25 protein-coding genes are annotated in these 23,945 nt (G+C 42.2%); 6 read left to right on the top strand and 19 right to left on the bottom strand.

Annotated elements, in window-relative coordinates; genetic code table 11:
- Window positions 1-12: 12 nt before the first annotated feature.
- The 5 genes from QNN06_RS06495 to QNN06_RS06475 form a co-directional block, all read right to left on the bottom strand.
- Window positions 13-651 carry an SGNH/GDSL hydrolase family protein gene (locus tag QNN06_RS06495; RefSeq protein WP_284037283.1) on the bottom strand — a complete coding sequence of 213 codons (639 nt, stop codon included), beginning with the start codon at window positions 649-651 and terminating at the stop codon, window positions 13-15.
- Window positions 652-655: 4 nt separating this feature from the next.
- On the bottom strand, window positions 656-1,567 hold the full coding sequence (locus tag QNN06_RS06490; RefSeq protein WP_213118242.1) for a dihydrodipicolinate synthase family protein: 912 nt from the start codon (window positions 1,565-1,567) through the stop codon (window positions 656-658).
- 127 nt (window positions 1,568-1,694) lie between these two features.
- Window positions 1,695-3,377: an FAD-binding protein gene (locus QNN06_RS06485; RefSeq protein ID WP_284037282.1), complete on the bottom strand. Its 1,683-nt coding sequence runs from the start codon at window positions 3,375-3,377 to the stop codon at window positions 1,695-1,697.
- A gap of 14 nt (window positions 3,378-3,391) precedes the next feature.
- Entirely contained in the window at window positions 3,392-3,844 is a 453-nt protein-coding gene (locus QNN06_RS06480) for a NanQ anomerase/TabA/YiaL family protein (protein WP_284037281.1), read from the bottom strand.
- Between the two features lie 153 nt (window positions 3,845-3,997).
- The gene (locus QNN06_RS06475; RefSeq protein ID WP_284037280.1) at window positions 3,998-4,591 is read right to left on the bottom strand and encodes a DUF1836 domain-containing protein; all 594 of its coding nucleotides are present in this window, start codon (window positions 4,589-4,591) and stop codon (window positions 3,998-4,000) included.
- A gap of 131 nt (window positions 4,592-4,722) precedes the next feature.
- Here QNN06_RS06475 and trhA point away from each other — a divergent pair, with 131 nt between their 5' ends.
- A complete protein-coding gene (gene trhA, locus QNN06_RS06470) occupies window positions 4,723-5,370 on the top strand; it encodes a PAQR family membrane homeostasis protein TrhA (RefSeq protein ID WP_213118246.1) in 648 nt (215 codons plus the stop codon).
- 329 nt (window positions 5,371-5,699) lie between these two features.
- A complete protein-coding gene (locus QNN06_RS06465) occupies window positions 5,700-5,843 on the top strand; it encodes a hypothetical protein (RefSeq protein WP_284037279.1) in 144 nt (47 codons plus the stop codon).
- Window positions 5,844-6,150: 307 nt separating this feature from the next.
- Here QNN06_RS06465 and modA read toward each other — a convergent pair whose 3' ends face one another.
- The 5 genes from modA to QNN06_RS06440 are packed head-to-tail and all read right to left on the bottom strand — an operon-like array spanning window position 6,151 to window position 9,498.
- Complete coding sequence (gene modA / locus QNN06_RS06460; protein WP_284037278.1) at window positions 6,151-6,936, bottom strand: molybdate ABC transporter substrate-binding protein; 786 nt, start codon at window positions 6,934-6,936, stop codon at window positions 6,151-6,153.
- The gene (locus tag QNN06_RS06455) at window positions 6,933-7,304 is read right to left on the bottom strand and encodes a DUF488 domain-containing protein (RefSeq protein WP_284037277.1); all 372 of its coding nucleotides are present in this window, start codon (window positions 7,302-7,304) and stop codon (window positions 6,933-6,935) included. The genes modA and QNN06_RS06455 overlap by 4 nt, the downstream gene beginning before the upstream one ends.
- The gene (locus tag QNN06_RS06450; protein ID WP_213118250.1) at window positions 7,304-7,534 is read right to left on the bottom strand and encodes an excisionase family DNA-binding protein; all 231 of its coding nucleotides are present in this window, start codon (window positions 7,532-7,534) and stop codon (window positions 7,304-7,306) included. The genes QNN06_RS06455 and QNN06_RS06450 overlap by 1 nt, the downstream gene beginning before the upstream one ends.
- Window positions 7,535-8,566, bottom strand: coding sequence for a DmpA family aminopeptidase (locus QNN06_RS06445; protein WP_284037276.1), 1,032 nt, complete (start codon window positions 8,564-8,566; stop codon window positions 7,535-7,537). It abuts the gene before it with no gap.
- A complete protein-coding gene (locus tag QNN06_RS06440; protein ID WP_284037275.1) occupies window positions 8,563-9,498 on the bottom strand; it encodes a dipeptidase in 936 nt (311 codons plus the stop codon). Before QNN06_RS06440 ends, QNN06_RS06445 begins: the two co-directional genes overlap by 4 nt.
- 200 nt (window positions 9,499-9,698) lie before the next feature.
- Here QNN06_RS06440 and ade point away from each other — a divergent pair, with 200 nt between their 5' ends.
- The gene (gene ade, locus QNN06_RS06435) at window positions 9,699-11,444 is read left to right on the top strand and encodes an adenine deaminase (protein ID WP_481819259.1); all 1,746 of its coding nucleotides are present in this window, start codon (window positions 9,699-9,701) and stop codon (window positions 11,442-11,444) included.
- A gap of 748 nt (window positions 11,445-12,192) precedes the next feature.
- Here the strand turns inward: ade and QNN06_RS06430 are convergent.
- The 5 genes from QNN06_RS06430 to QNN06_RS06410 all read right to left on the bottom strand — a co-directional run bounded on the left by QNN06_RS06430 (window position 12,193) and on the right by QNN06_RS06410 (window position 15,787).
- Complete coding sequence (locus QNN06_RS06430; RefSeq protein WP_217035364.1) at window positions 12,193-12,558, bottom strand: ArsR/SmtB family transcription factor; 366 nt, start codon at window positions 12,556-12,558, stop codon at window positions 12,193-12,195.
- Window positions 12,559-12,978, bottom strand: coding sequence for an SRPBCC family protein (locus tag QNN06_RS06425; RefSeq protein ID WP_254124666.1), 420 nt, complete (start codon window positions 12,976-12,978; stop codon window positions 12,559-12,561). It abuts the gene before it with no gap.
- Between the two features lie 149 nt (window positions 12,979-13,127).
- Window positions 13,128-14,438 (bottom strand): purine/pyrimidine permease, encoded by a 1,311-nt coding sequence (locus QNN06_RS06420; protein WP_213118255.1) that lies wholly within the window; start codon window positions 14,436-14,438, stop codon window positions 13,128-13,130.
- Between the two features lie 17 nt (window positions 14,439-14,455).
- Window positions 14,456-15,424 carry a bile acid:sodium symporter family protein gene (locus QNN06_RS06415; RefSeq protein ID WP_217035353.1) on the bottom strand — a complete coding sequence of 323 codons (969 nt, stop codon included), beginning with the start codon at window positions 15,422-15,424 and terminating at the stop codon, window positions 14,456-14,458.
- 18 nt (window positions 15,425-15,442) lie between these two features.
- Window positions 15,443-15,787 (bottom strand): rhodanese-like domain-containing protein, encoded by a 345-nt coding sequence (locus QNN06_RS06410; protein ID WP_217035346.1) that lies wholly within the window; start codon window positions 15,785-15,787, stop codon window positions 15,443-15,445.
- A 149-nt stretch (window positions 15,788-15,936) separates the two neighbouring features.
- Here QNN06_RS06410 and QNN06_RS06405 point away from each other — a divergent pair, with 149 nt between their 5' ends.
- Window positions 15,937-16,893, top strand: a complete 957-nt coding sequence (locus QNN06_RS06405) for a DMT family transporter (RefSeq protein WP_284037273.1) — start codon at window positions 15,937-15,939, stop codon at window positions 16,891-16,893.
- Window positions 16,894-16,950: 57 nt separating this feature from the next.
- On the opposite strand, the gene QNN06_RS06400 is transcribed toward QNN06_RS06405, so the two are convergent.
- Window positions 16,951-17,454 carry a COX15/CtaA family protein gene (locus QNN06_RS06400; protein WP_284037904.1) on the bottom strand — a complete coding sequence of 168 codons (504 nt, stop codon included), beginning with the start codon at window positions 17,452-17,454 and terminating at the stop codon, window positions 16,951-16,953.
- A gap of 120 nt (window positions 17,455-17,574) precedes the next feature.
- Between QNN06_RS06400 and QNN06_RS06395 the strand changes: the two genes are divergently transcribed.
- Window positions 17,575-17,964, top strand: a complete 390-nt coding sequence (locus tag QNN06_RS06395) for a YuzC family spore coat inner layer protein (RefSeq protein ID WP_213118261.1) — start codon at window positions 17,575-17,577, stop codon at window positions 17,962-17,964.
- Window positions 17,965-18,160: 196 nt separating this feature from the next.
- On the opposite strand, the gene QNN06_RS06390 is transcribed toward QNN06_RS06395, so the two are convergent.
- Window positions 18,161-20,392, bottom strand: a complete 2,232-nt coding sequence (locus QNN06_RS06390) for a bifunctional diguanylate cyclase/phosphodiesterase (RefSeq protein ID WP_284037903.1) — start codon at window positions 20,390-20,392, stop codon at window positions 18,161-18,163.
- A gap of 271 nt (window positions 20,393-20,663) precedes the next feature.
- On the opposite strand from QNN06_RS06390, the gene QNN06_RS06385 reads away from it, so the two are divergent.
- Window positions 20,664-21,176 (top strand): DoxX family membrane protein, encoded by a 513-nt coding sequence (locus tag QNN06_RS06385; RefSeq protein WP_213118262.1) that lies wholly within the window; start codon window positions 20,664-20,666, stop codon window positions 21,174-21,176.
- Window positions 21,177-21,221: 45 nt separating this feature from the next.
- Here the strand turns inward: QNN06_RS06385 and QNN06_RS06380 are convergent, their stop codons facing one another.
- Complete coding sequence (locus QNN06_RS06380) at window positions 21,222-22,880, bottom strand: glycoside hydrolase family 13 protein (RefSeq protein ID WP_284037272.1); 1,659 nt, start codon at window positions 22,878-22,880, stop codon at window positions 21,222-21,224.
- A 43-nt stretch (window positions 22,881-22,923) separates the two neighbouring features.
- A complete protein-coding gene (locus tag QNN06_RS06375; RefSeq protein WP_217035332.1) occupies window positions 22,924-23,943 on the bottom strand; it encodes a LacI family DNA-binding transcriptional regulator in 1,020 nt (339 codons plus the stop codon).
- Window positions 23,944-23,945: the final 2 nt, after the last annotated feature.

Below are 23,945 nucleotides of genomic sequence, written 5' to 3'. Positions count from 1 at the left end.
GTTTCTCCCCTTTTATACAAAAGTTTGTAATTTATTGAAGACAAGCTCTGCAAGAAGCCTGTGTCCTTCCTCATCGAGATGCATATAATCAATGTGATTCATAGGAACGATTCCTTTTGTATCAAGAAATTCAGTTTTCTGAATACGCATCAATTCTTCCAAATGGGCAGAAAGTTCCGTTGATTTGATGTCACAGTCTTTTCCCATGGATTTTCCTACTTCTGTTTCGTAGTACTCTTTGCCAATTGGCGGCGGTGCAATGACTAATACTTCAGGGAAAGCCCCTTTGACGCCAGCCGGTATGCTTTTTGCCTTTTGTGATAGTCTTGCTATGCCTTGGGCAATGTTATAAGAGGTTAAATGGAACCTCTCTTTCGTATCATTTGTCCCAAGCATTATGATTACTAGCTCTAGCGGAGAATGACTCATCAAACATGGATGAATATAATCGTATCCATTTAGCCCTTCAAATAGGGGGTCATCCACTACAGATGTCCTGCCTGATAGTCCTTCTTCGACCACTTGAAACTCTTCCCCCAAAAGGTCTGCCAGAATGCTGGTCCACCTGATACCTTCCGGGAATCTTCCCAATGTTTTGGCATCATAGCCCCATGTGTTGGAATCTCCAAAGCACACTATTCTTCTTTTCATCCTTCTACCTGCCGTATTTAAGGATAGCTTGATCAATCATATTCTTGATTTCTTCAACCTTGTTCAAATCCTCGCCGGTTACAGGCTCAAGCGGTCCTCTTACACTTCCAACATTGACCCCTCGTAATTTTAGAAGTTCCTTAATCGTAGAGTACATATGGCCATTTAGAGAACATAAAGCAATAATGATATCGTTAATATCCCGTTGAATATTTTTCGCTTGTTCAAAATTCCCTGATGACACGAACTCTTCCGCTTTTAAAAGCAGTTCAGGCATTGCCGCATACGTACCGCCGATTCCACTGTCAGCGCCAATTACTCTGCCAGAAACATACTGTTCATCAGGACCATTAAAGACGATGAAATCTTCTCCTGCTGCTGCCTTAAAGCGTTCGATATCCATTACCGGCATTGATGAATTCTTTACGCCGATTACCTTTTTATTTTCAATCAATTTCTTAAAGGCCTGCAGCGAAAGATTGTATCCTGTTGTTTGCGGAATGTTGTAGATAATAAACGGCAGTTTAGTAGATTCCATGATTTCTGTCCAATACTTAATAACAGAGCTGTCTGGAAGTTTAAAATAGATTGGCGGAATGGCAGAAAGTGCATCATAGCCAAGCTCTTCTGCGTATTTAGCCAAGGCGACGCTTTCCCGCGTTGATGGTGCGCCGACATGTGCGATTAATGTCAGCTTCCCTTTGACCGCTTCGGCAACATATTTTAAGGTTGCTTTTCTTTCCTCAAGATTTTGGTAAATGCATTCTCCTGAGCTCCCGCCGACATAAAGCCCCTTTACCCCTTTTTCATAAAGATAGTTGCAGAGGTCTTTTGTTCTCATTTCCGATACTTCACCTGCATCATCATAACAGGCATAAAATGCAGGAATGATCCCTTTAAACTTTTCTAAATTCATGTATATCCCCACCTGAGTGAAAGTAATGTTAGCGTTTACAGTCAAAATATATCATAAAATTTCTTGTGTGTAAATAATTTTCTTCACATTTTATTTTTTTGAAAAAAATCTCCACTTTTTTCTCGAACTAAACAGACATCCTATCTGCTTCAAAGTCCAGCTTAATATCATTATCTATTCGTGATATTACTAACCTTTTGCTATAGGCTTCATCCTCAAACGGATAGTCCTCGCGATAATGAGCGCCCCTGCTTTCCTTTCTTTGGAGCATTGCCTTTAGAAGCAGGTCGGAAAGAATCAGGAAGTTTCGTGCTTTAAAGGCACTTTTTCGCTCTTTTATAGTATTTGTAAAAATCCCCATATTAAAAGAAGCTTTCAATTCCTTAATTTCATTCAAGGCCGTTTGGAGATTTTTTTCATTGCGAATGACGTTACCATGGAACCACATGATTTCTCTGACTGCGTCCATTACATCATGTGGAGTCATTGTATTTTGGGTATCTGCTGAAAAGGCATGAATCTCCTGTGTCAACTGCGTTGTCACCTGATGTGGATTGATTTCTAGCCGCTCGATGCTTTCTGCATATTCAAGGCAATTTTGGGCAGCGCGTTTTCCGAACACCATGCAAGCTCCGGTAGAATTCCCCCCCAAACGGTTGGCACCCTCAATCCCGCCGGCCAGCTCTCCTATTGCATATAGCCCGGGTACGCCTGTCCTGCCATAGCTGTCAATTTTGACGCCCCCGTTGCTGGCATGGGCAAACGGAGCAATCTTCATCTTATCCTTGATTAGGTTTATGCCGCGTTCTTCCAGCCAATTTAAATAGATCGTATAGAAATCACTTTTATTCTTGTAAATTTCCGGATCGTAAAGTAACTCAAAACCATCTTCACTTTTCGTTCTGAAAATTTCTTTCATCATCGCAATATCAAAGTATTTGGATGGCAGGGAGTTTGTAAACGGACCATGGGTACTGCGGATTATAAGGCATTCTTGCTTGGAAAGACCTTCCGGGAGCACACTATCTAAAATGCTGTTCCCGTCCTCATCCACAAAATCCTTGCAATAATTTAACGTGTGTTCGCCCCATAATGTCTTGTATTTTGGTGAGGTAAAGCCCGGGATAAATTGAATAAACTCCATATTAACCAGACTCGCGCCTGCTTCAAGCGCCAGAATATGGCCCGAGCCATCAACATCATTTGGGTTCAAATTATGCTTATAGATATTCCCAAATCCCCCGGAAGCAAGGACAACGGCTTTACAATTAATCATGATAAAGTCATTATCCCGGTTCAACAGAATCGCCCCAGCCACTCTACCATCCTGCTTTACCAAGGAAATGACTGCAGTTCTCTCCATGAGGGTAATATTAGGGTAATGATCGATGATTTCAGTAACATTTTCCCTGATTTTATTCCAATCCTTCAGCATATAAATAGTTCTGCCATGGTTGGCAAAACAGGCCTTTCGGTCATCAGAAAGCTTATAAGGCTCAATTCCGATTTCGGGAAACTCCTCGACCCTGTCCCGAATCTCATCAATATAGATTTTTGCCATCTCCCGGTCTTGCATATGATGGCTGACGGCATCAATATCCTCCAAAAACACACCCTTATCTTCATCGTTTTTTGTCACTTGTGTCCCTAAAGAAGCCTTTAAGGGAAAAAAACTTGATCCGGAACAAAGCTGTGTTTTTGTCGACATGATGATGCTTTGTCCGGCTTTGGCTAGTTCCATGCTTACCTTAAGCCCGGCAATCCCGCTGCCAACGACCAAAACATCCGTTGTCATAAGCTCTTTAATCATCTGTTCCGCACATCCTAAATAAGAATTTTAAAAACTACTTTTCTGACCCTTTCCGCTCCGTCTACTTTGATACCCGTCATATGAACATCTTTCGGATATAGGAGCATGAAATTGCCCTGTTCTAGCTTCACTTTAGACTGTACTTTTCCTTCCAGCAGGAAAAAATCGTCCTGTTCATCGTAGTCCTGTTTTACCGACATTCTTTCAAATAGCTCATAAGCGACAAACTCTTTTCCCTCAAGTATATAGTGAAGGTCGATATATTTTTTATGGGATTCCCAGAACCGTTCCTCGGCTTCTTTCGTGTCATATTCTATTAAATTGAAAAAAAGTTCTTCCCCATAAACTTCATGCATGCCTGTTTGAAGACCTGAAAAATCGTGTGTTTGAATATAATGAATGGCACGATTCACTCTTTCGTTTATCCCTTTATATAACTCAGAGTTACTAATGTGATCGGCAATCATCTTTCTCGGCTCCTTCATAAATTGGATTCTTAGTGTTAAACGCTTTCAAACAAAATATAGCATAATCAAAAAGTTTCGTAAATTATTTTCTTTTTTTAAAGTAAAGACGGAAGAAATTTTCACCAAATAGGTATACAAAAAAAACAGAGACCATTATGATCTCTGGCGCTTTCCTTCTTTATCAATCACGATGCCATCAACAAGCTTCTCAGCCGCTTTTCGATATAAGTTACTCATATGGACAAGGGACGAAATCATCAGGACCCGTTCCAGATAGGGCGACGTATCCTCCTGCCCTTCAGCGATTTCTTCCTTTACCTCCAACCCTCTTCTAGTCATTTCCTCTTTGAAATCGGAGACATTTTGGGCAGTCAAATTTAGATAACTGTTATAGAAAGAGTCTAAACCGATATCTTCCTTCATAATTCTTTTATTAAGCCCATCAAGAGTCGTTTTGATATCGTTAATTGATAGTGCACCTTTCAGTTGATAGATTAAACTAATAAGGATGAGATGCTCTTTGGAGTATTTTTTATTTTTAATAGGAAAAATAAGCTTTCCTTTGGCGTAATTGTTAATCATTGTTTTCGTAAGAATTTTTTCCTCATCGTTCCGCTTCGATTCCGCAAATTTATTTTCAAAGAGCTGGATGACCTGGTCCATATATAAATCTATCTTTGGAATCTCATCCAACGGCAAATTCGCTTCCAAATCAAGTTCTTCAATGATTTGATTGATTTTTTCCATTACTGTTAACCCCGTTCACTTCATAATATTTTTTATTATACCTGAAGATATAGTCATTGACTAGATTCTGATATACTTGTATCATTATATGTAGTTATTAAAACTACGTGTTGGAATAGGAGTGTTACATAATGAATGCGTATATTCGGGAGCCCATTAACGGACTCACTCATTTAACGGGAGCGATTCTGTCTTTTGTCGGATTGTTGGCGATGGTGATCAAAGCCTCACTGACTTCCCATTCGCCCCTTGCCATTGCCGCTGTCATCATTTTTGGTATCAGCATGATTCTTCTTTATTCAGCCTCGGCAACCTACCATATGGTAATTGCACGGGCTAAAGTGATTGCTTTTTTAAGAAAACTTGACCATTCGATGATTTTTATCCTGATTGCCGGTACGTACACTCCATTCTGTTTTATCAGCTTAAATGGAAAAACAGGTGCTGTTCTCTTTTCGATTATTGCAGCAGTGGCCATCTGCGGCGTTGTTTTTAAAATGGTTTGGTTTCACTGCCCGCGCTGGATTTCAACCGCGTTGTATATTGTGATGGGATGGATGGTGGTTTTTGTTTTCTCGCCGCTGGCAGGCAGCATCAATCCAAACGGCTTGTTTCTGCTCATACTTGGCGGTGTTTTCTACACGGTTGGCGGTGTCATTTATGGAGCAAAGCCTAAGTTTTTGCAAGTTAAAAATTGGGGTTTCCATGAAATTTTCCATATCTTCATTATGCTCGGAAGCTTAGCCCATTTTATGTGCGTGTTTTTATATGTCATCTAATAAAAAAAGTGCTTGGTCTTCCAAGCTTAGGCTGTCGAGAATCTTTCGATAGCCTTTATTTAATTATTCAATTTAGGGCTGTGCAACAAGTCTGTTGATTGGCGCTCCAGACACTTCGCGCACCTTAGGGCGTGCCGGGGAGCCTCCTCGTCGCTTCGCTCCTGCGGGGTCTCCCCTGCCCCGTACTCCCGCAGGAGTCTTCTTGCCTTCCGCGCCAATCAACAGGTGTATCAAAAAGACCATCAACTCCAATAAATAATGAAAATAAGTTGTAAATTCAATGTTTATGTCCGCTATCCAGCTCCATTATTAAGCTGATGAAGGACAAAATGAAAGGATCCCAAGAAGGAAATGTCCCTCATAAGGCTGATGAAGGACAAAAACGAAGAAATCGAGAAGAAAATGTCCCACATAAAGCCAATGAAGGACAAAATCGAAGAAATCGAGAAGGAAATGTCCCTAATACGAACTAGTTGGGTAAGAAAAAAGTGTGTTGCTATAATTAAGTGGATTTGCCTCCCTGTTGATTGGAGCGGAGGGCACTCGACTCCTGCGGGATATAGAGGTCACTGGAGACCCCGCAGGCGCCATAGCGCCGAGGAGGCTCTAGGACCTCCCCGCGGAAAGCAAGTGCCCGGAGTGGAAATCAACAGACCTATCAGCATAGCCATATCTAATAATAAAAATCGAAATTTTGGATCCTAACAAAAATTAAAAATTGCCGAGAAAAATACACCTTCTTGACAATCTGAGCTTGGTCTTCCAGGCTCTTTTTCATGCTTAATGTATTTTTTTAAATCCGTATTTTTTAAAAATGTCCATTGATGTTTGATTTTGAAGATATTCGAGAAACAACTCGGCTTCTTTTGGATGTGCCGTTTCTTTTACAACACCTACCGGATAGATGATGGGGGTATGTGTGTTGTCCTCTGCCGTTGCTGCTATTTTAACCTTATTGGAGGTTAAAGCATCGGTTTTATAGACTACTCCCGCATCCACATTTCCGGTTTCAACATAGGTAAGGACTTGGCGGACGTCTTTTGCGTAGACTACTTTACCTTGAAGGGAATTCCAAATATTCAATGCATCGAATGTTTCCTGCGCATATTTTCCGGCAGGCACCGATTCCGGGGTACCAACCGAAATGGTTTCCGCGCGCGAAACATCTTTAAAATTATTAATACTTTTCCTATTATCCTTCGGAACAACTAACACCAGGTCATTTCCCACAAGATTAACGCTTCTTTTCTGTTCAATGTCGCCTTTTTGGACCAATAAATTGAATTTATCCTCTGCAGCGGAAAAGAACAAATCTACAGGCGCTCCTTGGGAAATTTGCTGCTGCAGCGCTCCAGAAGCACCAAAGTTATAATTTATTTGTACATTGGGATGGGCTTTTTCAAAGCTTGCTTTAATATCATTCAAGGAATCTTGCAGACTTGCGGCAGCAGAAATGGTTAATTCCACTTTCGCGTCTTTCTTATCTGGTTTATTCGCTTGATCATTTGAAGAACATCCGGATAGGACTAACACTAACAGCAGTGCTGTGAAAAATATTTTTTTCACCCGATGTCCCCTCTTCCCATTAACTCCTCATACAAAACCACCGCATGGTTATAGACCGTGTCCTTCGCACCGTATAAAAGCGTTACGTTTTGAGAAGCTGCCATCTCGAATATTTGACTAGTTAATTGAAGTTTTTCCTCATTAGTACGGAGTTCTTGAATATAACGGCTTCGAAACTCATCAAACAGCTCCGGTTTATGGCAAAACCACTTTCTAAGATCTGGGCTTGGCGCGATCTCTTTATACCAATGATCGAGCCTTGCCGCATCCTTCGAAATCCCCCTCGGCCAGAGCCGATCCACCAAAATCCGGCACCCATCCGATTCATCGTAAGGCTCATATACTCGCTTTAAATAAATGTTTGCCATTAATCCTCATCCTTTACGTCCAAGTCTTCAGGTATGGGTTCACTCAAGATTTCTTCTACAAGCTGTTTGTATTTTTCCATTTGTTTTAAATGGGTGTTGAATTGTTCTTTGTTGATTAGGTAATCACTGCCGTCAAAAAGAGCGCGGATCTTTTTCTGCTGGATGAACTTTTTAACGTCAGCTTCTGAGATGGATAAAAACTCTGCTGTTTCTTTTATTGAAAGATACATTTAATTTCCTTCTTTCCTTAAGCAAATAGCTTCGACAACATGGCCTTCCCTTCCCTGTGTGGTTACGGCCTGGGTCAAGGAATTAAGAATCGCTTCCTCCACCGCTTCAGCTGCTGCGGCAAATAGCTGATTCATAATGGGATGGTCTTCGCGAAGCTGTGTCCGTATTTCAGCCGTCTCATCTAAAAAATGAGGAATTTTATGAGCGGTTGAAAAGGCAATCACAATATCGCCACTGCCGTGACTGAAATGACTACCAGTCCGCCCAAGACCAATCCCGCAACGCTTCGCCACCCGTTTTAGTTGCCGATCGTTCAACGGGGCATCTGTCGCCAAAACGATAATAATGGAACCGTCAGCAGTTTCAGAAAGTCCGCCTCCTGTTTCATATTGGAAGCCGCGGAAATCTTCCTTTCTGCCAAAATTACTGAGTACCATGCATCCCACTGTATAGTCTGTTGCTACTCGGGATGATGAGCCAATTCCGCCTTTGTAGCCAAAGCAGACCATGCCTTTTCCGGCACCAACGGCCCCTTCGTCAGCTTGTTGATTCGATGCCTTTTTAATCGCTTCAATGGCATGCTTGGGTTTAACTGGAAACTTACGAATTGAGTTTAAATAGCTGTCATTGCATTCCCCAACCACAATATTGGTGGTTCCGGTCGTATCACCGATTTCCGGATTTTCCTCTAGCATATATTCAAGCGTGCCTTGAGTCACCGCCGAGACCCCAAAGGTGTTTGTTAACATAATCGGCGATTCGAGAACACCTAATTCATTTACCTGTACTAGTCCGGTTGTTTTGCCAAAACCATTCAGGACACAGCTTGCCGCCGTCACTTTTTCTTTAAACATGTTTCCGCTATGGGGTAAAATGGCGGTTACTCCCGTACAGGCATAGTCGGTGCCTGTTTCGTTTAAAGGATAATCTAGTGTCACGTGCCCAACCATTACTCCTGGGACATCTGTTAGGCAGTTTTTTTCGCCAGTGGTAAGCTTTCCAATGGCCATACCCATTTCGCGAATTTTCATCGTACTGCACCCGGCCGGAGGTCAAGGAAGTTTTGTGAGGCAAAGCCCCTAACCTCTTCTTCACTGTAATGTTTTAAAAGTTCATTGATCAGGTTTTGCGATTTGGCAGCATTCTCTAAATCAATGATAAATTGGGAGATTCCATCAAAATCAGACCCTAGGCCAATTTGCTTTACCCCGCCAAGGGAGCAGAAATGGTCAATATGCTTGATGAGGTCACTTATGTGTGCATCCCCAGATTCATTAATAAATGGCGGATTATAGACGACATGGATCAGTCCGCCCTTTTGGAACATTGCCGCAGCTTGCTCATCAGTTAAATTGCGCGGGTGGTTACAAAGGGATTTGGCATTGGAGTGGCTCGCAATCGGGTAATCTGCGAGTTCCATGACATCCCAGAATGCTTTTTCGCACAAATGAGAAACATCCGTCAAGACTTGATTCTCATTGTTTAATTGCACGATTTCCTTACCAAATAGTGTAAGCCCCGCCCCGCGCGGCTCGCCGGCACCGTCAGCCGCCAAATTGGCGTTATTCCAGGTAAGGCCGACAGAACGGACACCTAATCGGAACAATGTACGCAACTTCATAAGGTCGTTGCCAATCGCGTCGACACCTTCAAGCGTCAGCATCGCACCAATCTGGCCAATTTTGAGCTGGTCAAAATCAGCCCAATTCTTTATATGAAACATGTCGGGATTTTCCCCCAAGACTTCCTTGTAAAAATAATCAACTTGCTCCAGCGCTGCCTGGAATTTTCGATCGGATGGGATATCCGGTTCGATAAAGATTGCAAAGCACTGAGCTTTGATTTTGCCTTGCTGCAGGCGAGCTTTGTTTGTCTCTAATTCCGGGGCATCGGCAAAACGCAGCTTACCTTTACCTTCCGAAAGCTTAAGTAATGCATCACAATGCAGGTCAATGATATTCATGTTGGCCGACTCCTTTTTTAAGAAAATTGTATCATAAAAAAGCTAGGGGGTTATAACCTAGCTTTTAATCGCTTATATTCAATTTTCAGCAAACCGCTTTATTTTTGGAAGGACTTATCCAAACCCTGTAATAATTACGTACACTTACAGAATACTAGTATGGAAAGAATATATGTCAGATATAGAGTTTAGGGGGGATGGTGCGCATGGAAAGACGACAATTGGCAAGAAGAATTTCGGTTGCATCCGGCAAAGAACCTGCGGATACAGTTATTAAAAGCGCAAAAATTATCGATGTTTTTAATGGGGAAATTATTGAAGGGGACATTGCGATTGCAGATGGTTACTTTGCCGGCATTGGCACATATGAGGGGAAACAGGTGATTGATGCAAATGGGGCTTATTTAACTCCAGCCTTCATCGATGGTCATGTTCATATCGAGTCATCCATCGTCACACCTTCCGAATTTGCCAAAGTTCTTCTCCTGCATGGTGTAACGACTGTAATCGCAGATCCACATGAAATTGCCAACGTTCTAGGTACTGAAGGAATCCAATATATGCTTGATGCTTCCGAAAACCTACCGTTTGACTTTTACTTTATGCTCCCTTCCTGTGTCCCTGCGACTGAGTTCGAACATTCCGGTGCTGTTTTAAAAGCCGAACATTTAAAACCATTTTTTCAGCAGCCAAAAGTTCTAGGATTGGCTGAAGTCATGAATTTTCCTGCAGTTGTTAACTGTGACAAGGATATGCTCGAAAAGATTGCTGCTTCCAAAGCCTTTGGGAAAAAAATTGATGGCCATGCTGCAGGTCTTTCCGCAAATGATATAAATGTGTACATGGCTGCCGGCATCCGAACCGATCACGAGTGTACAAACGTAGCAGAAGCAAAAGAACGTCTCAATCGGGGGATGTATGTGATGATCCGCGAAGGGACTGTGGCCAAGGATTTACGTCAATTGATCCCCGTCGTAAATGAGCGTAATGCCCGCCGCTGCTTATTCGTGACAGATGATAAACATCTTGACGACCTGCTTCATGAAGGAAGTATTGATCACAATGTTAGGCTGGCGGTCGCATCGGGTATCTCCCCAATAACCGCTATTCAAATGGCAACGATCAACGCGGCAGAATGTTTTGGACTTGAGGAAAAGGGGGCTATCGCTCCCGGATATAAAGCAGATTTCATCATCATGGAAGATCTTGAAAGTTTTAAAATTGCCGATGTTTATAAGGACGGGACAGCTGTTGTCAAAAAAGGAGCCATTGTACACTTTCCAGAAAGCAGCCAGCCGGATATACCAAGCTCTTTAACCCAAACAGTTCATTTCCTTGAAATTTCCGAGGATGAATTTCAAATTCCGGTTCAATCCCACAAGGCGAACATTATCGAAATCATTCCAAATAGCCTGGTGACACGCCATATCGTTGAACAGGTGGAAACAAATGAGTCCGGTTTCTTTCAATGCTCTTTGGATAAAGACCAGCTAAAACTGGCCGTGATTGAACGCCATCACCAGACTGGTTTTATCGGTTTGGGAATTGTCAATGGTCTAGGGCTTAAATCAGGTGCCATAGCGACTACAATCGCCCATGATTCCCATAATCTTGTTATCGCCGGCACAAACGATCATGATATGGTGATGGCCGCCAAAACAATTAAGGAGATGCAAGGCGGGATGGTGGTTATAAAAGACGGCAAGGTCCTTGCAGCATTGAAGCTTTCCATCGCGGGATTGATGTCGGACCGCTCCTATCAAGAGGTTTACGCCAATCTGAACAATATCCATGGTGCACTAAACCAGTTAAGAGCAAATCGCCAGTTCAACCCATTTTTAACTCTTTCCTTTTTAACACTGCCGGTGATACCTGAATTAAAGCTAACCGACAAAGGCTTGTTTCAGGTTTCCAAGTTTCAGCATATTTCTATTGATGCAGGTTAAAATTAGCTTTGTTCAAGTGTAAAAAAGACCCTTTTCATAAGATTGTTGCTTTGTCATTTAAAAAACGAGCTTTAAGAAGCAATGAATATCTTATTGCTTTGTATTGGTGCCCATAGCCAAGAATAATCCGCTAGTGGGGTAACCAATAAAGAGTATGGGTGCCCGAAACCGACAAAATTCCGCTGGTTCGGTAACCAATAAAGGATATGGGTGCCCGAAACCGACAAAATTCCGCCGGTTCGGTAACCAATAAAGGATATGGGTGCCCGAAACCGACAAAATTCCGCCGGTTCGGTAACCAATAAAGGATATGGGTGCCCGAAACCGACAAAATTCCGCTGGTTCGGTAACCAATAAAGGGTATGGGTGCCCGAAACCAAAAGAAATACCTCGGTTCGGTAACCAATAAAGAATATGGGTGCCCGAAACCGACAAAATTCCGCAGGTTCGGTAACCAATAAAGGATATGGGTGCCCGAAACCGACAAAATTCCGCTGGTTCGGTAACCAATAAAGGGTATGGGTGCCCGAAACCAAAAGAAATACCTCGGTTCGGTAACCAATAAAGAATATGGGTGCCCGAAACCGACAAAATTCCGCAGGTTCGGTAACCAATAAAGGATATGGGTGCCCGAAACCGACAAAATTCCGCTGGTTTGGTAACCAATAGGTACCCAAGGATAACGGGAAATTTATCAAATTGGGAAGCAATCTTAAAGCCACAATATTTACGAAAAAAAAAGAACCGGTTAAGGTTCTTTTTTTTCTGTCTCTGATGGAATCAATTTCAGGCCGCTGTGTTCTCCGCCCGTTTCCACGATATGCTTTAGAACAGAAAGCCTATTGCTCCAGAATTGGTCATAAAACTGCTTTAGCTCAGATAGAGGTTCGGGATGGAGCCGGTATATTTTTTCCCGTCCTTCCTTTCGTCCGCTTACCAATTCCACTTCAGAGAGAATTTTCAAATGCTTGGCAATAGCCGTCCTGCTGATTGAAAAATGTGATGTGATTTCCGAAATCGGCAATTCTCTTTCAGAGAGAAGCTTTAGCACTTCTCTCCTTGTGGGGTCTGCTATTGCTTGAAACACATCATGCTTTTGTGCTGAGGCTGACACTTAGCCCTCCACAATCCTTTTTAATTTTTCGATAATGCCATTCCAGCCGCCAGACATGTGTTCGCGAATGACACCAGACTTTTGACCGGCTTTACCGATGATTTCATCCGCAGGCTTCCAGCCGCCATGAATTAAAGTAAACTCCGTTTTCCCACCTAAATCTTTCAAAATAAAGGATGCAAACCATCCCTCTGTATCCCATTTGAAGGAAAGACGGTTTGGAGGGTCGAATTCGGTTACTTTACAAGGAGATGGACCGAACGGAGATTGCAAGTGAAATTCATTGCCCACTTCCGGTTTGAAGTCGTTTGGCATGAACCATTCTCCAATCGCTTCAGCGGTAGAAACATGCTCCCAAACCTTTTCAATTGGTGCCTCGATGACGATCGATTTCTTGATATCTTCTAGAGTATTTACCATTATAATTCGCCTGCTTTCTCAAAAAGTATACAACCATTTGGTTTCACATTTTCGATTATATAAAACCTTTTGGTTTCATGTCAACATAAATTTCCTTTTTACTTTCCCCAAAAACGCAAATAAAAAATCCCTTCCATAAATAGAAGGGATTACGCAGTCTGCTCGATTTGCTTTTTTCGAAATACAACGTGCTCTAATATGAAACATAAAATAAGGCCTACGAGCAGTCCATTGGACACAATGTTCCGCAGCCAAGGAGCGATATTTTCAAAGGCTTCTGGCGGTAAAAACATGATGCCGATTCCTGTCATTAAGGAAATCCCTATCACCATCAGGTTCCGTCCCGTCGGCTCCTGCCCCATTAAATCGCGGATACCAAACCCAAGCAACTGTGTAAACATGGTAAAGAGGGAAGCATAAGCAACTTCTAATGGCAAGGTTGCCAAAAATCCGCCTATATATGGAAAAAATCCAGATACCGTGATTAAAACAGCCCCTATGATGAGCGGGAACAATTTTTTTATGCCAGTCGTCATGATGAATCCAGCGGAAATAGCTAACGGGATTACGCCCACAACAGAAAAGAGGCCAGAGAAGATTAAACCCACCCCATTACCAAAAATCCCCTTTTGATACTGATTAGGCTTTATCCTTTTTTCTAAAGCTATTCCAACTACCAGAACGCTGGAGATAACATTGGAAATAAGGACAATCGAAGTAAGGAGCGTGGTAACTGCAATCCCAATATCAAACTTCGGAGTTCCCCAAGCAAAAATCTTCGGAATGCTGAACCATCTGGAGGGCTCGTAGGATTGATTTGTATCAATCAAACCGAAAAAATGAAACATGGCCCAGCCAACAATTATCCCAGCTAGCGGCCCTAAACTTTTTAAAATGCCATTGGCTTTTAATGATATGAATAAAATGATGAAAATAACAAGAAAACAAATAAGAGCAATTTTCCCATTTAAATGGCCGGTGGCGGTGAAGCCTAGCATGCTTTTTAAAAACGAGCCGCTCAATTGACTGACCAGTAAAATTAAGTAAACGCCAGTAACTATCGGTGTAAATAGGAGGCGTATTTTTTCAATAATCGGCAAAAATCCGATGATGGCCAACAATATTCCGGCGATGATTAATCCCATTTCTAATTGCTGAAGCACATTTCCTTGATTGGCCGGGGTACTCATGGACCCAAGCAAAATAAAAATGGCCCACCACATTCCTGCTGCCCCTTCCACCAGTGGAAGACGGTGGCCGAAAAAAATCTGAATTAGGGTAGCAATTCCGGTTACAAAAAGCATGCGTTGCATAAAGTCCGCGATTTCTGCCGGGGCCATATGAAAGGCTGCTCCGACAACAACCGGTACTGCAATAACATTCGTCAACATAAAAACAGCCCACTGAATCCCTTGTATGCCAACAATCAGCCCGCTATCTTTGTTCGTTTGATTTTCCATGGTGAAATTCCTTCTTTCTACACAGCAACTGAATCCTGCTTTTCCTCGCCTTTTTGGTAGTATTTTGCGATAAAATGTCCATTTAAAGACGCTAATATTTGTTGGAAAAGCATCCCGACGACAACTGGCACCGCTACCGACGGCGGGAAATAGGTAACACTAATGACAGCCCCGGCACTGATATTTCTCATTCCTCCAGAAAAAGTCAAGGTGATGGCCGTGTCCCGGTCGCCGATCAAAATCCTCCCAAGGAAAAAAGAAAGCAAATATCCGCACAATGCAATAATAAAGACTGTAACCATGATACCGACTAGTTTAAGGTCAATATTTCTTAGATAGGGAGCAACAACCGCTCCATTCAGCATCACAACAAACCCCATACTGATTTTTGAAAATGGGGCAAGCTTTACCCCTAATTGTTGATTTATTTTTCCTTTTGTCCACTGATTTAACAGCATGCCGATAATGGATGGGATCACGACCATTCCGAATAAACCTTTCATTATATCGACATAATCCATTTCAATTTTTTGTCCCATAAAAACCGAGAGAGAATACGGAACAATAATCGGAGATAACAAGGTATCGAGTAAAATGATCGATAACACAAGCGGGATATTTCCTTTATAAATAGAAACCCAAACAAAGCTCGTAATGCCTGTTGGAATTACCATACCTAAAATTAAACCCGTAATGGTATAGGCATCATTTGGGAAAGTGATATGCCCCACTCCCCATGCAAACAGCGGCATGAGAAGATGGAGAATCAGCATTGCTATAAAAATCGGAAAAGGGTGAAGCATCGCGTCTTTCAACGATTTAAAATTAGAGTTTAAGCTTCCGGCAAAGGTCATAAAGGCGAAAATCCACGGGATTAAAAAGGAAAAATCCTTTATATAAGCACTTAAGATAACCCCGGTTATAACACTAACCGGGGTAATAAATGGCATAATTTTCTCTAGTTTTTTATTCAATTTTTGCAGCATAAAGGGTCTCTCCCTTTTTTAATCTTCAAGTGACTTTAAGAAGTCCTTCCAGGCTGTAACGCCGCCTTCCAATAGCGTGACCTGGTAATTTTTCCGGTCAAGGATATTCGCGCATTTTGCTGCCGAATTCCCGGTCGTGCAGGTAACGATGACCTCTCTGTCTTTCGGTAAGGTAAGCTGTTTGTCCATGTTTTCGTCAAGTTCAAATATTTCCGTTTTTGGAATATTGCGGCTTTCTACATGGGAATCTTCTATGTGAAACTTGTTATATTTCTCGTTTGCACGGACATCTAAAATCATAACATTTTCTCGTGCCTGCAATCTTTCATGCAGCTCTTTAGCTGTAATTTTTTTCACTGACATTACAAACACCCCCATCCAAAAGAATAACACAATTTTATTACTTGGGGAGGTAATATCTTTCGTTAGCCGAAAAAAAGCTGAACAAAAATGACATCCATTGTTGTATAATGTTGGCATTATATTTTATGGAAAAAGAAAGAAGTGGGGATATGGCAAAAGCGCAAAAATTCCAGATGTATGTTCTACTCGTTATGGTGATGGCAGCATGGGGTTTTAATGTTGTCGGCATCAAAGTGATTGTCTCGCATTTTCCTATCGTTACGATAACGTCATTACGGATTTTCACCGCAGCAATATCTGTCTTTACTATCCTTGCGTTTTTAAGGAAGATCCGGATACCGACTAGAAAGGAACTCCGTTATATCGCTGCGGCTGGATTTTTCAACGTGGTCTGTCACCATTTCTTTTTGTCGATTGGTTTAGCCAAAACAACTGCTTCAAACGGTGGACTTATTCTAGGGCTGGGACCGCTCTTGTCGGCCATTCTGGCATTTATTTTTTTAAAGAGCAGAGTAACGTTAGTAAAAGTTTTGGGAATCATCTTAGGCTTTACTGGGGTTGCCTTTATTGTTTTGGCAGGACATGGCGGTTTGTCCCTAAGCAGCATTTCACTTGGGGATCTGTACATCTTTTTATCGATTCTTACACAAGCATATAGTTTTGTGTTAATAAAGAAAGTTTCCGATACATTGGACCCCCGCTTATTGACTGGATACATGATGCTTTTCGGGTCGATTGTATTATTTTTTCTAAGTTTAGTTATGGAGCCAGGCGGGTTAAGGGAATTATCTAACGGGTCCTTCGGTATTTGGATGATTTTTCTCGCTTCCGCCGTAATCGCCACTGCGATTGGTCATATGATTTACAATTATGCGGTAAGCATGGTTGGCGTAACGGAAGCAGCCATCTTCATCAACTTCGAGCCCGTCTTTACCTTAGTCGGCGCGGTGACGTTTCTCGGAGAAAATATATCCATGGCGCAAATCCTTGGGTTCCTCCTTATTTTATTTGGGGTGTTATTTGGCTCTGGGGCGCTCGAGGAATTCCTTCATCAGTCGCGGAGGAATAGGAAAACGGTGTATGGCGGAAAAGCAAAGCATTTATAGTTTCTAAAAAATCGTGGGCGCTTGAAAAGTCATTTTTCAAGCGCCTTCTGAATTGAATTAGTCAAAACTTTTCCTGTCTCCCTGCGGCCTAATCTCTTTAAGGCCGGAAACCGGCACAACTGCTCTTCCACCTAAATAAATCCTTGCCTCGCTGACAATCGCAAACAGGGCGGTTCCAATAGCAAGATGAAGGACTGCCCATGGGATGGCAATCGAATTTTCAATAACGGCCGCACCAATGACCAGTTGAAGCAGGACGGTTAATGTACCCAATAATAAGCGTTTCTGAAGACTCCTTGCCCAGTTTTTTGAAAAAGACCAGTATGTCAAAAATAGGATGTAAGCTGCGGAAATACCAGCAAGACCGCGGTGGAGAGTTTGCAGCAACTCAGGTGTGCTTGAAGGAAAAAATGTTTGTCGGCAGCCAAGCCACCCGCAAGCCATACCAAACGATTCATGTTTAATATAGGCTCCAAATGCAAGTGTACATGTCAGAAGAATGAGTAATATGTTCAAGTGGATAGTAGCGGTTTTAGTCTTTTCAGTAAATCTATTTACAATTTAACAAAAACGGACAATCATTTCGGTGATATGTATCACGATTCTGCCGCTAGGAACCAAATTACCTCCTTAAACATACCGTATACTGCTATGCTGTTTTGCTATAAAAGGAGTGTTATGATGTATTACAACCCTTTTCATCATCCTGTAAATCCGCCAATGACGTATTATCCTGCCTACACCATACACTTTCCTCCGCCAAGGGCCTACCCGCCAGTGGATACGAAAATATTTGAACAATCCATCAAGACTTTCCGTGTTTTAATGAGGCAGGGCAGCATGTTGCTAGATCGGCTTAGTGATGTCGGATTTGCCCGTAAAATCATGAACGCCGCTCAGCAAGGGAAGCATGCCGAGGTTGACATCCTCATTAAATCGATTGGACTCACCATTCCTGTTAGCACAAGGTTTACGCCATCAGGTGTGGCTTTCATCCTCACTACACCAGCGACTCAGGCTCAGCCTGCAGACTGCTGCACTTTATCTATTAACATGAAATGGGGGCAATGAATTACCCTAATCGCCATCTTCATATAAATTCCTTCCGAGCAGCGGCCGGTGGTATTTTTCTAAAGAAAACTCGCCGACTGGCGAGCCCCTAAGGGTGCGGTTCATGAGGCGTAGTTGCACTTATGCGCTAAGAAAGTATAAAGCTTTCGACAGAAGGTTTATACTTTCTTATTAGCCAAATAAAAAGTGGTACCCATTAAAAACGGATACCACTTTTATTGCGTTCAAGATACCTTTCAATCTGGTCTGCCGGTAATGGTTTAGTGAATAAATAGCCTTGGCCGACAGCACATTCATTTTGCCGCAGAAACTCCAATTGATGCTTGGTTTCAATGCCTTCTGCGATGACTATATAATTTAGGTTTAACCCCATATCAATAATTGTTTTTACCAGCATTTCTTGGCTTGCAAGGAAAGGAACTTCCTGAACAAAGGACTTATCGATTTTAATTTTTTGAATCGGTAATCGGTTCAAATAACTAAGCGAGGAATAGCCCGTCCCGAAATCGTCGATTGCTAAAAGCACCCCCATCCCTTCCAATTGATGAAGGATGTAAGACGATCTTTGCAGGTTCTGCATGATGCTTTCCGTGATTTCCAATTCAAGAAGCCCTGCATCGAGATCCATTTCTTCCAAAACCGCTGCAATATATTCGATAAAATGGTCATCTTCGAATTGGCGGACTGATACATTAACAGCGATTGGAAAATCCGCTATTCCCGCTTTGCTCCAATTCTTCCTTTGTCTGCAGGCTTCCCTTAGAACCCACTTGCCAATTGGTACAATCAGCCCCGTCTCCTCAGCAAGCGGAATAAATTCAGATGGTGGGACAAAGCCGTGTTCAGGGTGATCCCAACGGATTAACGCCTCCATTCCCACAATCTCCCCGGTTGTCAAGGAACATTGCGGCTGATAATAGAGCATCAGTTGATTGAATTCCAATGCTTTACGCAGACCATTTTCCAATTCCATCTTTCGGACGGATATTCCATTTAAGCTGGATGAATAAAATTGAAAGTTGTTGCCGCGCTCTTTTGCCTTATACATGGCAGTATCGGCATTTTTTATTAAGCTTTCCTCATCCGCGCCATCTTCTGGATAAAGACTAATTCCTATACTTGTTGAGACAAAGAATTCCTGATTATTTACGTAGAAGGGCTTGGAAAATGCATTTAGGATTTTTTCGGCTATATAGGTCACTTGCTCCTTATTGGTGTTTTCTAGTAAAATGATAAATTCATCTCCACCCTGCCGTGAAACAATCCCATTCTGTTGCACTGCCCCTTGCAGTCTGCCTGCTGCCATTTGCAGGATTATATCCCCAATAGAATGGCCTTTCGTATCGTTAATAATCTTAAAGCGATCCAAGTCTAAAAATAACACAGCCGGTTTTTGGTGTTGGTGATTTGTTACTGCCTCTGTTAAGTGGGCCTTAAAGCTGTTTCGATTTGGCAAGCCAGTTAAGGCGTCATAATAAGCCATTGTTTTAATCGTTTGCTCTGCCCTTTTCCTTTCCGTAATATCCCTGCCGACAATTTGCACAGCAAATCTGCCTTCGAAAAGAATTGGAGTTGAAGCCATTTCGACATCTATTTTTTCACCATCGAGCCGTTTTACCTGGAATTCGAAACTTACTCTTTCCTGAATAGGGTTATCATAGGATCCAACCCTCCTTCGAATTGTCCGGATAATATTATTGGGAACATAATTTAATGGTGACTTGCCAATTAGTTCCTCCGGATGGGCTGCGCCCATCAGCCTCCATCCAGCCTCATTAATATATTCAATTTTCTCCTCACTAACTACAGCTATGATGTCAGGGGACATTTCTACTAAACTGCGATAGCGGTCCTCACTTTCTTTCCGATCGGTAATATCAAATAGTACACTACTAAAATAAACAAAGTTTCCTTTTGAATCCAAAGTCGGGAAACCTCTGTCATAAATCCAGCGCACCTCACCGTTGGGCCGGATAATTCGATACTCACTTGTAACTGTTTCCCCAAGTACTATTTTCTGCTCACGTTCAGATATGATGGGTAAATCATCCGAAAAAATGACCTTTTTCCATAAAGCATGGTCATGATAAAAGTCTTCTAACGATACTCCATACAATTTTTCAATCCCTTGGGTAATGAAAAGCTGATTGGTTTTGAGGTCATGGGACCAAATCGCTACATCTAGGGAATCATAAATATTTTTTAACTTTTCTTCATTTTTTTCATATTCTACTGATTTTTTCCCCATTTCCTTAAAAGTGACCAGGAGAAAAGGGATGGCACATACAATCACAGCAATTGTTGTAAAGTGAAATAGTTTAATAGAAGGAAAATTGAAAGAAACAAATAAATCAAGTAGCTCTGAAAAAACAAGCAAACAAATGATGATAATCCACTTTATTCGAAAATTTGCCAATTTCATTCCCATCAACGTTCTTTCCCCTTTTTCGTTTCGAAAATCATTAATTTTAAAATAACAAAAAACATCTAACTTTACAATTGTTGTCACGGCAAGAATGGCAGTGTTTTCAACATTAAAAAATGCGAGCATACGCTTTGAATTTTGCACCGTTCAAAGAACTGTCAAAACATTTCGAACAAACTTTGAACTTATTACTATATCCATGTTTTTTACAAAAAAATCCTATATATTGAAATTAGAAAGAGAAACAAATAAATGTTTGAAAGGGGAATGTAAGATGTTTAACAAATTTTTAAGAGAGAATAAAATTTCCGCAGCCATCCTACTGGTTATCCGTTTATACCTTGGTTATTCTTGGTTCACAGCAGGTTTTCATAAATTAACAGGCGGCTTTGATGCAGCAGGATTCCTAAAAGGAGTAACAGCAAATCCGGTCAAAGGTCCAGATGGCGCCGTTGTTTACGGCTGGTATGTAGAATTCTTAAAAGGTGTGGCCCTGCCAAATGTCGATCTTTTCAACTTTATCGTCCCTTGGGGTGAAACATTAATCGGTCTTGGCTTACTTCTCGGATGCTTAACAACAGCTGCCATGTTCTTTGGTCTCGTAATGAACTTCTCTTTCTTCTTAGCAGGAACTGTATCTCATAACCCTACTGACATCTTCCTTGGCTTCATCATCCTGGCAGCAGGCTACAACGCCGGCAGATTTGGCTTAGATTATTGGGTAGTACCTTTCCTTAGAAAGATTGGCAAAAAGAATGCAGCTGATAAACCAAAAGTAACAGTGTAACAACTCTAGCAAAAAGACGATTCGGTTTCCCCGAATCGTCTTTCTTTATTTCAGCCGGTATACTCTTGTTTCGTATGGTCTTAAAATCTGCTCTGACATCTTGGAAATTTCATAATTATGAAGCAGCAAAGAACTATTTTCAAAGCTCACACCTTTTACCTCAGCCTTTCGGTCTGAAAGATTCGCAATCACCAGCACTTTTTCTCCGTCAAGTGTTCTCGTGTAGGCAAAACTCTGCGGATCTTCCGGCAATAGTAAATCGTACGTACCGTACGTAAACACTTCATTCGCCTTTTTCAACCGAATCAGTTTTTTGTAGAAATTCAGGACGGAATCTGGGTCTTGTTCCTGTGCTTCGACATTGATTTGGCGATAGTTTGGGTTGACCTTTAACCATGGGATTCCCCTGGTAAACCCAGCATTCCCTTCATTTGACCACTGCATCGGCGTCCGGGAATTATCGCGGCCGCTCGCCCAGATCATCTCCATGATTTCCTCATGTGGGACACCATCCGCTCGTTTCAAGCGGTACATATTTTTTGCCGACACATCATCATAATCCTCAATGGAATCAAAGCGGACGTTGGTCATGCCGATTTCCTGCCCTTGATAAATAAATGGCGTCCCCTGCATCAAAAAATAAATCGCAGCAAAGGCAGTGGCGCTTTCCCGCCAGTATTCCTTATCATTTCCCCAGGTGGAGACTACGCGGGCCTTGTCGTGATTTTCAATAAAAAGGGCATTCCAGCCGTTCCCTTCCAGCCCTTTCTGCCAGCGCGATAGGACATCCTTAAATTCTACTATATCCAATTCTTTTTTTACCTCGGCATCCCAAAGGGCAAGGTGCTCGAATTGAAAAATCATGTTGAATTTGCCCTTCTGTTCCCCGACCCAAAGCTCAACGTCCTCTTCATCATCGGCGGTGACACCATTTGCTTCACCAACCGTCATAATGTCATACTTGGAGAACGTCTCTTCCTTTAATTCCTGAAGAAAATCGTGTATCCCGGTCACATTCATCATTTTTTCAAAGCATGGAACAAAGGGAAGCTCCTTTGGATTCGGCATGTCTGGGAGGCCAGTTTCCTTTTTGATATGGCTGATGGCATCAACACGGAAGCCGTCAATCCCTTTATCAAGCCACCAATTCACTGTTTGATAGAGGGCTTGGCGGACTTCTTCGTTTTCCCAATTAAGGTCAGGCTGTTTTTTTGAGAAAAGATGCATGTAATATTGGTCAGTTGATTCATCATATTCCCATGCTGGCCCAGAAAAAATGCTTTCCCAGTTATTAGGTTCCTTTCCGCCCTTACCGTCGCGCCAAATATACCAGTCGCGCTTCGGATGGTCCTTAGAGGAGCGGGATTCAACAAACCATGGGTGTTCATCGCTCGTGTGGTTGATGACTAAATCAAGGATTAGCTTCATCCCTCGGCGGTGGGTTTCTTGTAAAAGAAAATCAAAATCCGCCATCGTTCCAAACTCTTTCATGATTTCCTGATAATTGCTGATATCGTACCCGTTATCATCATTCGGCGACTCGAACATTGGGCAGACCCAGATGACGTCGGTTCCTAAATCCTTAAGGTAATCAAGCTTCGTGATGATCCCCTGGATATCGCCAATCCCGTCTCCATTCGAGTCCATAAAGCTACGTGGGTATATTTGATAGGCCACCGCTTCTTTCCACCATAATTTACTCATATCTTCCTCACTGACTTTCTATTTGTTAGTCCATTGTTAGTACTTACCTTTTTGGGGCGCATGATTTTCGTTCAATCAGCTTCGTCGGGATCGTAATTCGTTTTGGCAGGGTGTCAAGATGCTCAATTTTTTCAATTAAACATTGCGTTGCCACCTGGCCTAGTTGAAAGGTACCGATATCCACTGATGTTAATGGAGGCTTCGAATGCTCCGATAATGAAAGGTTATTAAAGCTGACAATCGAAATATCCTCTGGAACTCTAATGTTCAAAGCATCCAAGTGGCTGATGATTTCATACGCCATTAAATCGTCCTGGGTGACAAATGCAGTTGGCGGCACTTCCAAATTGATCAAAGATTGGATGGCATCCCGTCCATTATCATTAACAAAGCTTTCATGAACCAAATAAGCTTCATTTACGGGAAGACCCGCTTCTGTTAAAGCCATCCGATAACCGTTTAAACGGTCATGGGCGACAACAAAGTCCAAATTCCCGCCCACGAAGGCAATATTTTTATGACCAAGGTCAATCAAATATTTTGTCACCTGGTTGGTAATAAAAATATTATCGTTGTCAACATACGTAATTCTTTCTTCATATGTGCTTGGCCGGCCTACTACGGTAAATGGGAAGTCTATTTCCGCAAGGTACTGCATGGTGCGGTCATTGACCCGTGAATATAACATGACAATCCCATCGACACGTCTCCCATTTACCATCGACAGCACTTCCTCGTGAATCTCCTCCTCCGTTGAACCCGTGGAAAGGTAAATCCCGTATCTGCTGTCATGGGCATTCATACTGATTCCTCGTAAGACTTCAGGGAAGAACGGGTTGCGGAAAGCATGATAAGCTGAGTTCGGCATAATGACACCGATCGTTTGTGTGCTTTTGGCGGCCAGACTTCTTGCTTGCAAATTAGGATAGTATCCTAAATCCTCCATGACCTCTTTCACACGCCTCTTAGTCTTCTCACTGATTCTCGGATTGTTGGCAATCACCCGAGAAACCGTTGAGGGCGCCACATTAGCTGCCTTTGCTACATCCTTAATCGTTACCACAG

Origin of the sequence: Neobacillus sp. 114, from assembly GCF_030127045.1 — a bacterium.
GTDB classification, from domain to species: Bacteria; Bacillota; Bacilli; order Bacillales; family Cytobacillaceae; genus Neobacillus; species Neobacillus rhizophilus.
This window is presented reverse-complemented; position numbering and strand designations above follow the sequence as displayed.